Source organism: Enterobacter sp. R-1.6.2 (assembly GCF_035064085.1).
Lineage (GTDB): Bacteria > Pseudomonadota > Gammaproteobacteria > Enterobacterales > Enterobacteriaceae > Enterobacter > Enterobacter asburiae_B.
On the sequence record NZ_JASEYI010000012.1, the window covers coordinates 48,976 to 61,340 of the forward strand.

The window sequence follows — 12,365 nt, forward strand, 5'->3', positions numbered from 1 at the left end:
CATGCACAAGACGCTGGATGTCATCACGATCGGCGAGGCCATGGCGATGTTTGTCGCCACCGAAACGGGCGAGCTGAGCGCGGTGGAGCACTTTATCAAACGCGTGGCGGGCGCAGAGCTGAACGTCGCGACCGGCCTGGCGCGTCTCGGCCTGAACGTCGGCTGGGTCAGCCGCGTGGGGGACGATAGCTTTGGCCATTTCGTTCTCGACTCGCTGAAAAAAGAGGGGATTGATGCCGCGGGCGTCACCCTTGATGCACGCTTCCCTACCGGCTTTCAGCTTAAATCAAAGGTCGAAAATGGAACCGATCCCATCGTGGAGTATTTCCGTAAGGGATCGGCCGCAAGCCACCTCTCAGTGGCGGATTACCACGCCGACTATTTCGCCTCCGCGCGCCATCTGCACCTCAGCGGCGTGGCGGCAGCGCTGTCTGCCAGCTCGTATGAACTGCTGGATCACGCGGCAGCCACTCTGAAAGCCCAGGGAAAAACGATCTCTTTCGATCCGAACCTGCGCCCGGTGCTGTGGAAAAGCGAAGCGGAAATGGTCGAGAAGCTCAACCGTCTGGCGTTCAGAGCGGACTGGGTTCTGCCGGGCCTGAAAGAAGGGATGATCCTGACCGGCGAAAGCACACCGGAAGGCATTGCCGATTTCTACCTGAATAAAGGAGTAAAAGCGGTGGTGCTGAAGACCGGCGCCGATGGCGCATGGTTTAAGACGGCCGACGGCGAACAGGGCGCGGTCGCGGCGGTCAAGGTTGAGAACGTGGTCGACACCGTCGGCGCGGGCGACGGTTTTGCCGTGGGCGTGATTAGCGCCCTACTGGAAGGCAAAACGCTGCTGCAGGCCGTGGCGCGGGGCAACAAGATTGGCTCGCTGGCCATTCAGGTGCAGGGCGACAGCGAAGGATTACCCACGCGAGCAGAGCTTAACGAATAAACATCCCCCTCACCCTAACCCTCTCCCCAGAGGGGCGAGGGAATGACTTGCTCCCTCTCCCCTCTGGGGAGAGGGCCGGGGTGAGGGGCATAAATCGCACTCAGCAAAACAAGCCACCGTGTACCCTACAGACAACGGCGGTAACAACCTCAACAACAGAGGCAAGCCTATGAACAGTTCGACCAATGCAGTAAAACGCTGGTGGTACATCATGCCAATCGTGTTTATCACGTACAGCCTGGCGTATCTTGACCGTGCCAACTTCAGCTTCGCGTCCGCGGCGGGGATCACAGAGGACCTTGGCATCACCAAAGGTATCTCCTCCCTGCTGGGAGCCCTTTTCTTCCTGGGCTACTTCTTCTTCCAGATCCCCGGCGCGATTTATGCGGAACGCCGCAGCGTGCGTAAGCTGATCTTCGTCTGCCTGATCCTGTGGGGCGCCTGCGCGTCACTGACCGGCGTGGTGAACAATATTCCTGCCCTGGCCGCCATTCGCTTTATCCTCGGCGTCGTTGAGGCGGCGGTGATGCCGGCGATGCTGATCTACATCAGCAACTGGTTTACCAAATCTGAACGCTCGCGCGCGAATACCTTCCTGATCCTCGGTAACCCGGTGACGGTACTGTGGATGTCGGTGGTGTCTGGCTACCTGATCCAGTCCTTCGGCTGGCGCGAGATGTTTATCATCGAAGGGGTTCCGGCAGTGATCTGGGCATTCTGCTGGTGGGTGCTGGTGAAGGATAAACCTGCCCAGGCGAAATGGCTTTCCGAAGACGAAAAAGCGGCGCTGCAGGCGCAGCTGGATAAAGAACAGCAAGGCCTGAAGGCGGTACGTAACTACGGTGAAGCCTTCCGCTCGCGCAACGTGATCCTGCTCTGCGCACAGTACTTTACCTGGAGCATTGGCGTGTACGGCTTTGTGCTGTGGCTGCCGTCGATTATCCGCAGCGGCGGCGAAAACCTCGGCATGGTAGAAGTGGGCTGGCTCTCTTCCGTACCGTATCTGGCCGCGACCATCGCCATGATCGTCGTCTCCTGGGCGTCGGACAAGCTGCAGAACCGAAAATTGTTTGTCTGGCCGCTGCTGCTGATCGCTGCTTTTGCCTTTATCGGCTCGTGGGCCGTGGGTGCAAATCACTTCTGGGCCTCTTATACCCTGCTGGTGGTCGCCGGTGCCGCCATGTATGCCCCGTACGGTCCGTTCTTTGCCATCATCCCGGAAATGCTGCCGCGTAACGTCGCGGGTGGCGCGATGGCGCTGATTAACAGTATGGGTGCGCTGGGGTCGTTCTGCGGCTCCTGGTTCGTCGGCTACCTGAACGGTGCCACCGGCAGCCCGTCCGCATCGTACATCTTTATGGGGGTGGCGCTTTTCGCCTCCGTGTGGCTTACTCTGATTGTTAAGCCTGCTAATAATCAACAACACCCTGTCGGCGCACGCCACGCCTGAATCCTTAAAAATCAATGGAGATTAGCATGAAGCCGTCCGTCATTTTGTACAAAGCACTGCCGGAAGATCTGCAGAAACGCCTTGAAGAACACTTCACCGTCACGCAGGTGAAGAACCTGAGCCCGGAAACCGTGGCGCAGCACCCCGAAGCGTTCGCCAGCGCCGAAGGCCTGCTGGGTTCAAGCGAGAAAGTGGATGTCGCCCTGCTGGAGAAAATGCCGAAGCTTCGTGCTACCTCTACCGTTTCCGTGGGTTACGACAATTTCGATGTGGATGCCCTGAACGCCCGCAAGATCCTGCTGATGCACACCCCCCATGCCCTGACGGAAACCGTGGCCGATACGCTGATGGCGCTGGTACTCACCACGGCCCGTCGCGTGGTGGAAGTGGCCGAGCGCGTGAAAGCGGGCGAATGGACAAAAAGCATTGGACCGGACTGGTTCGGCGTGGACGTTAACGGCAAAACGCTGGGCATTGTTGGCATGGGGCGCATTGGGCTGGCACTGGCGCAGCGCGCGCATTTTGGTTTTAACATGCCGATTCTGTATAACGCGCGCCGTCATCACAGTGAAGCCGAAGAACGCTTCAACGCCCGCTACTGCGAGCTGGATACTCTGCTGCAGGAAGCCGATTTTGTTTGTCTGGTTCTGCCGCTGACGGACGAAACGCGTCATCTGATTGGCAAATCCGCATTTGAAAAAATGAAGAAATCCGCCATTTTCATCAACGCGGGTCGCGGCCCGGTGGTGGATGAGAAGGCGCTGATTGAAGCCCTGCAGAACGGTGAGATCCATGCCGCAGGTCTGGACGTGTTTGAACAGGAGCCGCTGCCGGTGGACTCCCCGCTGCTGACAATGCCAAACGTCGTCGCCCTGCCCCACATCGGCTCAGCCACCCATGAGACGCGCTACAACATGGCGGCCACTGCGGTCGATAACCTTATCGCCGCCCTAAGCGGAAAGGTGGAGATAAACTGCGTGAACCCGCAGGTGCAACAATAGAAATGAAAAAACCCGCCAGAAGGCGGGTTTTTGAATTTTGTGCTACTGGGTTGGAAGCTTACAGGCTTACAACGTTACCAGCTGCTGGGCCTTTAGCGCCGCTTTCGATGGTGAAGGAAACTTTCTGACCTTCATCCAGAGATTTGTAGCCATCGTTCTGGATAGCAGAGAAGTGTACGAACACGTCTTTAGAGCCATCGTCAGGAGTGATGAAGCCGAAACCTTTATCAGCGTTGAACCATTTTACCAGACCAGTCATTTTAGCAGACATAGAAATTACCTTATTAACAAATATATTGAGCCTTCCGGCTTGATGGATTGCGTTACAGATTTTTAAGCGATGAAGGAAGGGTCACAACGAAGGGTATCTATGGATAACAATCTGGACTGCTTTACTAAACTGCTTTAGGTCTGTGTAACAAACCGACGGGGATAGTTATACCGATGTGGTAGAAGAATGACAAGCGTTATTTTCGATAAGCATAAAAAAACCCCGCCAGGCGCGGGGTTTTTTCGGTTTATTCTGTGGCCGTGACTGCGGCACTCCAGGCCTGGCTAAAGGCCTGATGCTGGGAAGCCAGCGGCCCAATCAGCGTATTGTACTGGCTTGCCTGCTGCGAGGTCGGGAACTGAATGCCGTTGGCAACAAAGCTCACCTGAGTATCCTGCTGGGCAATAAAGTCGCCCACCTGAACCAGCTGCTGCGTGAAGATTTGCGCGGCCGGAATCAGCGGTTGCAGCGCTTCAGACGGTTTCGTCACCACTTTCTCATACACTTTGTCGAAGACAGGTTTGAGATCGTCACCCTGCTTCAGCGCAGAACGTGACGCGTCAGCCTGCATTTTCGCATTCTGCAACTGCTGGCTCAGTACGCCAAGCGCACCGTTGGACTGGCGAAGCGGTTCACGCTGCGTCATATAATCCTGCGGAACGCGAATGGCGTTCACGCTATCCACTACCGGACGGATACCGGAATCCATCGCCTGGCTCACCTGCTGTGAATAACCATAAAGAATGGCGTAATCGGACACGAAGGGGCCAAACTGTTTTTTCTGATCCGCAGTCAGCGTCGGCAACCGCTCGCCGCTGCGCATCACTGTATTCTGCAGAAAATCGATAAACGCTTTGCGCTGATCGCCTTCTTTATCAAAACACCCACTCAGGCTAACAACCATCAACAACGCCGCAATAGGCGCAAACCAGCGAGAGCAGGACTTTCCTGTCGCCATTTTATTACTCCTTTCACCCAAAAAAGCGCACACCGGCACACGCGTGCCCGACGCTGACAAGGATAGTCCAGGTCAGCCTTGCAAGATACTCTTTTCATGCAAAACGGCTATTGCCGATTTATTTCTTACCATTTACAAAAAAATACCTGCCGAAGCCGACATATGACTAATCAGGTAATTAGCATAACTATCCATATCGCTGAATCGGGTAAAGCGATCGTTACCGCACGATTAATCACACCCGTGACGATCCTGAGTTCGTATTAGGGACTATTCTTAACTGGCTCTCTGATGTTCTTGATCACGATGTGAGATTTAAGAGGAGTCCTCAATGGAATATAAAGATCCTGAGTTTGAACTGCTGAGCAGTCTGGAACAGATCATTTTTAAAGACGTACCGCAGGCGATTACCCTGCAACAAAAATCCAATCCCTTTACAGAATATGAGCAATTGCGCAAAGGGACAGGACTGAAAACTGAAGAATTCGCCAGAGCGATGGGTGTCAGCGTGGCTATGGTGCAGGAGTGGGAGTCAAAACGTGAGAAACCCACCCCAACCGAGTTAAGGCTGATGCGCCTGATTCAGGCCAACCCTGCACTCAGCAAACAGATAGCGTAGTGAAGATTGAATGCCCCCGCCTTTGCGGGGGCTTGTGTTTTAAAGGCTCTCGCAACGCCAGCCCGCCTCTTCCCACACCCATTCATGCGTTAACGTTAAGCCTCTTAGAAAAGCCTCATCGTGTGATACCACCAGCAAAGCCCCAGGGAAACCGGCCAGCGCCGCTTCAATGGCCTGGACCGAGGCCAAATCCAGATGGTTGGTCGGTTCATCCAGCAGCAGAAGCTGCGTAGCCTCCGCGCGCCACAGCACGCAGGCCAGAGCGGCCTTAAGACGCTCGCCGCCGCTGAGCTCCGCAAGCGGGAGCGTCACTTTGTCGGCACCCAGTTGAAGCTGCGCCAGACGGGTTCGCAATACCCCCTCTTCCAGAGGCGTATGACTCAGGTTGAGATGCGTCATGACCGACTGCGAAAGATCGAGCCGGGAAAGATGCTGGTCGAGATAAGCGCAGCTGACGGAAACCTTACAGGTACCCGAACGGGGGGCTATCTCGCCGAGGAGGGTTTTTAACAGCGTCGATTTTCCGCAGCCGTTCGGTCCCTTTAACGCCACGCGCATCGGTCCGTCCATCCGCAAGTTGAGCGGAGGAACAGGCACATGCGGCAGCACCAGATCCTCCAGCACCAGTACCTGCTTCCCGTCCGGGATCTGACTCCCCGGCAGGGTGAACATTACCGGGTTATCTTCTTCAACGCGTTCACGCGCCTTTTTTACCGCGGCGTTGAGGGCTTCATTTTGCTCGCTGTGCTGTTTTTTCCAGGAGCCGATCCGCTCCTTTGCCGCGCCTTTATATTTGACCCGCTCGAACGACGCGATATTCAGGGTATCAACGGTGCGCAATGTCTTTGCCGAACGCCGCTGGCTGTCATCATGCTCTTTTTGCATGCGTGCCCGAGTGCGTTTGCGCTCGGTTGCCGCATGTTCCAGCGCCGCGCGGGCCGCCTGCTGTTCGGCATCGCGCTGGGTTTGATAATCCGCATAATTCCCCCCGTAGCTGCGCAGACCCGAGGCGCTCAGCTCAAGGATACGCGGTACCTGAGCCAGTAATTCACGGTCATGGGAAGCCACCAGCACGCCGCCCTGAAAACGGCTGAGCTGGTCGTAGAACCACGCCCGGCCCTGTCGGTCCAGATGGTTAGTGGGCTCGTCCAGCAGCATGAAATCCGCCTCAGCCGTAAACGCCCCGCACAGCAGGGCGCGAATGCGCTCGCCACCGCTGAGTTCACCGGCAGGTTTATCCGGGTCAAACGGTGGAAGCTGCGCATTGCTAAACGCCTCGCTCAGACGCTCGGCAACATCCCAGTGGCCGTCGAGCAGCTCCAGATCGTCAGGCTGGTAATTGCCGCTGTCGATGCGCTTACGCGCCGAAAAAATCGCGTCATACCCGAGCAGTTCAGCAAGCGTCGTCTGCGGAGAAATGACGTGCTGCTGCGCCACATAGACATGCGAGCTAAAGCGTTCAATATGACCGGTAGCCGGTTCGTCCAACCCCGCCAGCAGACGCAACAGACGCGTTTTCCCGCTGCCGTTGCGGCCAACCAGCGCGCACAGGGCGGGTTCCAGCGTGAGATTCAGCGGACCAAAAAGGGTATCGCCCGTCGGAAACTGACAGGTGACCTGATGCAAAATAAAAGAAGGGGACTGCGCAAAATGAGCCATAAGCACTCCTGAATGAAATCAAAACATCCCCTGCCGACGCGGTGGCGTTTAGCAAGGATCGAAATTCATCAGTCGTGTTTGTTCATTTTTGGGGGGCGCTCCAGCGCGAGAAAGTTAACGCGGATAAGGATAGCGGTAATGAGTTGACGGTTTCAAGGTTAAATTTTGGTCGATGCAAAACATGTGGGTTAAGCATCGACCAGGATTGTATACCGATTACGAGTAAAAGAAATAAACACTCATTTAACCTGTTTGACGTTCATTCCATGCATCCGCAAATTGAACATTCCCATCACAATATTTCCATGTAATTTTCTCATATCGTAATTGTATGCCTTCATTATGATTATGAATTTGCATTGAAGGTTCTTTGCAGTTATGCATCACGGGATTGACACTCACAACTCGTACATTTTCAAGAAACATATTGAAATATTCAACCTCCTGGCCTGCATCGTTTATTTTGTACCATTTGAACTCAGCGCTCTTAAGCGTCTGACCGGTTGCAACAGCTTTATAAAAATATGGGCTGGATGAATCAAACTCTTTTTCAAATGTGAGAGGTGAATGTAAACGAGTCCCAGTGTTCTTCCCAGTATTGTTATCTGTAAGAACAAGTAAACCATGACCAAATGATAAAATCTCTATACTGCCCTCACGATCTTGAACATCAACGGATCCTTTTATATCAGTGCCGCCATCATCCTTAAGCCAAAGATAAGCTGGTATTGCCATTTTCGTTCCTCCCTGAGATGTGAGAGTACAGTACATATAAAAAACAAAACTCATTTAATACATTTTGTGTCATTAATAAGGATGATGAAACGGCCTAATTCATTCGTTAAAAAAATTGCATATAACGTAATGAAATTTGATCTTAAACATTACATGTAAAAAATTACGGCCCTATTTTTTGCTCTCTATTAAAAGCAAGGGCTATTACAATGGCTTGTATTCCTCTTTACCCTCCACAGGGATTAGATGCATTGAAAGAACATATCAGGTTAGCTCGGGCACGCGGAGAAGTTCAGGGAATGGCAACCCCCTTAACCTATTTATGGTTTTATCAACGCGTACGAAACAGAGGTCCGTGGGATTACAAACAAAAAAGTAGGCTGTGGGCTGACTTTGGTAATTTTCACTATGGTGCAGTTGGTTATGCCGCTTGCATACCTGAAAAAATATTACATATTGCAGGAGGTGTAGCTCAAGAAATAGCCGGTACATCCGATACCAAGCGCTGGGGACATTTTTATTCTAATCATCTCCCTTATGGCGATGACCCGATAGATCAATTCTGGATACAGCAAGGCATAGACTATGTTAAACAGCATCACTTTTAAGGCGCTACACTGGATCGTCACTATCATTATGGGTGTTATGATTGGCTGTCATTTTTATTTTGAATATGAGCAACACATAACGGTACGAGATAAGCTCTACAATGCTCGTCAACTCACACCGCGTACATGGTTATATATCACTGAATACGCGGGAGCCAATATGACCACAGGAAACGTATACCGCTATTTCTTAGCGGGTAAATTAAACGGCAATCCCTTAATCATGCTGGAAAAACAAGGTATAGCCCCTACGCTGACAGCCAATACCCCCAGCGCAAAAGTCGATGGCATAGGCAATAACGTCTCATTCACGGTTTATGGAACGGTATACGACTTTTCGACCACCGCTTTTTTCTATGATACCGACGGGATAGCGGTTGCCCCTTCGATCGATCTCACGGCGCGGGGAGAAGGGTGGGATAAAGGAAAATTTAGTCGATAAAAAAACCCGCCGAAGCGGGTTTTTCTCGCCTGTAGGCCCGTGCAAGCGAAGCGCCGCCGGGCGGCGGGCACATCACTGCAGCAGCGAAATATCCGCTACGCGCAGGAACAGCTCGCGCAGTTTCTCGAGCATGGAGAGACGGTTAATACGCAGTTCTTTATCTTCTACGTTCACCATCACTTTCTCGAAGAAGGCGTCGATAACGTCACGCAGCTCGGCCAGCTCCACCAGCGCTTCCTGGTAGCGACCTTCCGCGAAGTACGGCTCGAGCTTGTCGCGCAGCACCACAACCTGCATCGCCAGAGCGATCTCTTCCGGCTCTTTCAGGGTCGCGGCGTTCACGCGCTCGTTCAGCGTCTCGTCGGATTTCGCCAGAATGTTGGATACGCGCTTGTTGGCCGCGGCCAGGGCAGATGCCGCTTCCAGGGTACGGAAGTGGGAAACCGCCTTCATACGCGCATCGAAATCAGCCGGACGGGTTGGACGACGCGCCAGCACCGCCTGAATAGTGTCAACGGTGTAGCCTTCGTCCTGATACCACGCGCGGAAACGACCGAGCATAAAGTCGATCACATCATCCACAACGTTCGCGTTAGTCAGCTTGTCGCCGTACAGACGCACCGCTTCTTCGGTCAGGGTCTGCAGATCGAGGTTCAGGTTCTTCTCAACGATAATACGCAGCACGCCCAGCGCAGCACGACGCAGCGCAAACGGATCTTTGTCGCCTTTCGGATGCTGACCGATACCAAAGATACCCGCCAGGGTGTCCATCTTATCGGCAATTGCGACGGCACATGCAACCGGGTTGGACGGCAGTTCGTCACCCGCAAAGCGCGGCTGATACTGCTCGTTCAGGGCGACGGCCACGTCTTCCGCTTCGCCATCGTGACGCGCGTAGTGCATGCCCATCACGCCCTGGGTGTCGGTAAATTCGAACACCATGTTAGTCATCAGGTCGCACTTGGACAGCAGGCCTGCACGCGTCGCGTGGTTGACGTCTGCACCGATTTCACGGGCAATCCAGCCGGACAGCTCCGCAATGCGGTCGGTCTTGTCGCGCAGCGTACCCAGCTGCTGCTGGAACAGCACGGTCTGCAGGCGCGGGAGATGATCTTCCAGACGCTTTTTACGGTCGGTATTGAAGAAGAACTCCGCATCTGCCAGACGTGGACGCACCACTTTCTCGTTACCGGAGATAATCTGGATCGGATCTTTCGATTCGATGTTCGCCACGAAGATGAAGTTTGGCAGCAGCTTGCCGTCGTTGGCATAGACCGGGAAGTACTTCTGGTCACCCTTCATGGTGTATACCAGCGCTTCAGCCGGAACGGCCAGGAATTTCTCTTCGAACTTCGCCGTCAGCACAACTGGCCATTCAACCAGAGAGGTGACTTCTTCCAGCAGGCTGTCGCTCAGGTCTGCGTTACCGCCAATCTTGCGCGCCGCGTCTTCCGCGTCCGCTTTGATTTTGGCTTTACGCTGCTCGTAGTCGGCAATGACCTTACCGCGCTCCAGCAGGATCTGCGGATACTGGTCGGCATTGTCGATAGTGAACTCTGGCTCGCCCATAAAGCGGTGGCCGCGGATCACGCGATCGGACGCCACGCCCAGAATGGTGGCCGGGATAACGGTATCGCCCAGCAGCAGGGTCACGGTGTGCACCGGACGCACGAAGTGCACGTCAGAGGCGCCCCAGCGCATCAGCTTAGGAATCGGTAGCTTCGCCAGAGACGTGGCAATCATGTCAGGCAGCAGCGCTTCCGCGCTTTCACCTTTCACGTGCGCGCGATACAGCAGCCATTCGCCTTTATCCGTGGTCAGACGCTCGGCCTGATCAACGGTGATCCCGCAGCCGCGCGCCCAGCCTTCAGCCGCTTTGCTCGGCTTGCCTTCCGCGTCAAACGCTTGGGCAATCGCCGGGCCACGTTTTTCGACTTCACGATCCGGCTGAGACGCCGCCAGATTTGCCACTTTCAGCGCCAGACGGCGCGGTGCAGCAAACCACTCAATTTTACCGTGTGCCAGGCCAGCGTTATCCAGCTCGGCGGTCACGTTCGCAGCGAAAGATTCAGCCAGGCTGCGCAGGGCTTTTGGTGGCAGCTCTTCGGTGCCGATTTCCACCAGGAAAGTTTTCTCAGACATGGCCGCCTCTTATTTGTTTCGGTTGCACATCGGGAAGCCAAGGGCTTCACGGGACGCATAGTAAGCTTCTGCAACGGCTTTGGTCAGGGTACGAATACGCAGAATGTAGCGCTGACGTTCAGTCACGGAGATGGCTTTGCGGGCGTCCAGCAGGTTGAAGCTGTGGGCGGCCTTCAGAATACGCTCGTAAGCAGGCAGCGGCAGCGGAGTTTCCAGCGCCAGCAGCTGCTGCGCTTCTTTCTCATACTGCTCGAAGCAGGTGAACAGGAAGTCCACATCCGCGTATTCGAAGTTATAGGTGGATTGCTCCACTTCGTTCTGATGGAACACGTCGCCGTAGGTGGTTTTACCCAGCGGGCCGTCGCTCCAGACCAGGTCGTAAACGCTGTCTACGCCCTGAATGTACATCGCCAGACGTTCCAGACCGTAAGTGATTTCACCGGTGATTGGCTTACATTCCAGACCGCCAACCTGCTGGAAGTAAGTGAACTGGGTCACTTCCATGCCGTTCAGCCACACTTCCCAACCCAGACCCCAGGCACCCAGCGTTGGGTTTTCCCAGTTATCTTCCACGAAACGAATGTCGTGGATGGTTGGATCCATACCCAGCTCTTTCAGCGACCCGAGGTACAGTTCCTGAATGTTGTCTGGTGATGGCTTAATCACCACCTGGAACTGATAGTAATGCTGCAGACGGTTCGGGTTTTCACCGTAACGACCATCGGTCGGACGACGGGAAGGCTGCACATACGCGGTCGCCATTGGCTCTGGCCCCAACGCGCGCAGGCTGGTCATCGGGTGTGAAGTGCCGGCGCCGACTTCCATGTCCAAAGGTTGAACAATGGTACAGCCCTGACGAGCCCAGTAATCCTGTAAGGTCAGGATCAGGCCCTGGAAGGTCTTGGTATCAAACTTTTGCATAGTATTTCGTGCTGGATACGTGTGGTTTTAAATGGAAGGGACCAGTATACCCGCTGGCTGCAAGATATACAGTACGAAACGGGGTTGTTTAGGGAAAATTGGGGAAATAAGCCTTCCGGCCAGAACGCTGACGGCGTCTGGCTGTTGATTATACGAGCAGGCTAGCGCATGGAGAGGTGTAAAAACTGACCGTCCGCATCAAACGAGCAGACAAAGCCCTCTTTGCGCGACGTATGTCCCCGCAGCTCATAGCTTCCCTGAAAACGCTCAAACCCGGTGACATCAATTTTCTGTACGTCAGAGTTATAGCGGCGAGCGGCCCGATCTTTACAGAGCGCTTCCATATTCAGTGAACGTTCCGGGCTCATTTTACCCTGCTGCGCTTTCTGCACAGGTGCTTCTTGCGGCGCGCTGCATCCCGCCAGGCTCAACAGCAGAAAGAGTGACGCCACACGCTTCATCATCATTTTTATTACCGCCCTGGTCAGTGGCTGTTATTTTTAGTATCAAAGCTTTTATAGATTACGGTCCGGCATTCTGCGAATCTCGCGGCCTCCCTACAAGCCTACTGAATAAAACTCAGAATTTTCCAAGCGAAGACTTTTGGACAATGGCAGTC

13 protein-coding genes are annotated in these 12,365 nt (G+C 54.2%); 6 read left to right on the plus strand and 7 right to left on the minus strand.

Annotated elements, in window-relative coordinates; translation table 11 throughout:
• Window position 1: 1 nt before the first annotated feature.
• The 3 genes from QMN93_RS14285 to ghrB all read left to right on the plus strand — a co-directional run bounded on the left by QMN93_RS14285 (window position 2) and on the right by ghrB (window position 3,391).
• Complete coding sequence (locus QMN93_RS14285) at window positions 2-940, plus strand: sugar kinase (RefSeq protein WP_193138770.1); 939 nt, start codon at window positions 2-4, stop codon at window positions 938-940.
• 169 nt (window positions 941-1,109) lie between these two features.
• Window positions 1,110-2,390, plus strand: coding sequence for an MFS transporter (locus QMN93_RS14290; protein WP_023309951.1), 1,281 nt, complete (start codon window positions 1,110-1,112; stop codon window positions 2,388-2,390).
• A gap of 26 nt (window positions 2,391-2,416) precedes the next feature.
• Window positions 2,417-3,391 (plus strand): glyoxylate/hydroxypyruvate reductase GhrB, encoded by a 975-nt coding sequence (gene ghrB, locus QMN93_RS14295; protein WP_182382808.1) that lies wholly within the window; start codon window positions 2,417-2,419, stop codon window positions 3,389-3,391.
• Window positions 3,392-3,449: 58 nt separating this feature from the next.
• Here the strand turns inward: ghrB and cspA are convergent, their stop codons facing one another.
• A complete protein-coding gene (cspA, locus tag QMN93_RS14300) occupies window positions 3,450-3,662 on the minus strand; it encodes an RNA chaperone/antiterminator CspA (RefSeq protein WP_003860775.1) in 213 nt (70 codons plus the stop codon).
• A 247-nt stretch (window positions 3,663-3,909) separates the two neighbouring features.
• Window positions 3,910-4,620, minus strand: a complete 711-nt coding sequence (locus QMN93_RS14305) for a DUF3053 domain-containing protein (RefSeq protein WP_023309949.1) — start codon at window positions 4,618-4,620, stop codon at window positions 3,910-3,912.
• Window positions 4,621-4,951: 331 nt separating this feature from the next.
• Between QMN93_RS14305 and QMN93_RS14310 the strand changes: the two genes are divergently transcribed.
• Complete coding sequence (locus tag QMN93_RS14310) at window positions 4,952-5,239, plus strand: HTH-type transcriptional regulator (RefSeq protein WP_029740975.1); 288 nt, start codon at window positions 4,952-4,954, stop codon at window positions 5,237-5,239.
• A 39-nt stretch (window positions 5,240-5,278) separates the two neighbouring features.
• Here the strand turns inward: QMN93_RS14310 and QMN93_RS14315 are convergent, their stop codons facing one another.
• Both QMN93_RS14315 and QMN93_RS14320 read right to left on the minus strand, forming a co-directional pair.
• The gene (locus tag QMN93_RS14315) at window positions 5,279-6,898 is read right to left on the minus strand and encodes an ABC-F family ATP-binding cassette domain-containing protein (protein ID WP_182382809.1); all 1,620 of its coding nucleotides are present in this window, start codon (window positions 6,896-6,898) and stop codon (window positions 5,279-5,281) included.
• A gap of 243 nt (window positions 6,899-7,141) precedes the next feature.
• Window positions 7,142-7,633, minus strand: coding sequence for an Hcp family type VI secretion system effector (locus QMN93_RS14320; protein WP_182382810.1), 492 nt, complete (start codon window positions 7,631-7,633; stop codon window positions 7,142-7,144).
• A gap of 209 nt (window positions 7,634-7,842) precedes the next feature.
• Here QMN93_RS14320 and QMN93_RS14325 point away from each other — a divergent pair, with 209 nt between their 5' ends.
• Together QMN93_RS14325 and QMN93_RS14330 are read left to right on the plus strand one after the other, a co-directional pair.
• Window positions 7,843-8,241, plus strand: coding sequence for a polymorphic toxin type 44 domain-containing protein (locus QMN93_RS14325; RefSeq protein WP_182382811.1), 399 nt, complete (start codon window positions 7,843-7,845; stop codon window positions 8,239-8,241).
• Complete coding sequence (locus tag QMN93_RS14330) at window positions 8,219-8,683, plus strand: hypothetical protein (protein WP_182382812.1); 465 nt, start codon at window positions 8,219-8,221, stop codon at window positions 8,681-8,683. Before QMN93_RS14325 ends, QMN93_RS14330 begins: the two co-directional genes overlap by 23 nt.
• A 72-nt stretch (window positions 8,684-8,755) precedes the next feature.
• On the opposite strand, the gene glyS is transcribed toward QMN93_RS14330, so the two are convergent.
• The 3 genes from glyS to QMN93_RS14345 form a co-directional block, all read right to left on the minus strand.
• The gene (gene glyS / locus QMN93_RS14335; protein ID WP_039261172.1) at window positions 8,756-10,825 is read right to left on the minus strand and encodes a glycine--tRNA ligase subunit beta; all 2,070 of its coding nucleotides are present in this window, start codon (window positions 10,823-10,825) and stop codon (window positions 8,756-8,758) included.
• Window positions 10,826-10,834: 9 nt separating this feature from the next.
• On the minus strand, window positions 10,835-11,746 hold the full coding sequence (gene glyQ, locus QMN93_RS14340; protein WP_003860141.1) for a glycine--tRNA ligase subunit alpha: 912 nt from the start codon (window positions 11,744-11,746) through the stop codon (window positions 10,835-10,837).
• A gap of 161 nt (window positions 11,747-11,907) precedes the next feature.
• Window positions 11,908-12,213: a YsaB family lipoprotein gene (locus QMN93_RS14345; protein ID WP_033147005.1), complete on the minus strand. Its 306-nt coding sequence runs from the start codon at window positions 12,211-12,213 to the stop codon at window positions 11,908-11,910.
• Between the last annotated feature and the right edge of the window lie 152 nt (window positions 12,214-12,365).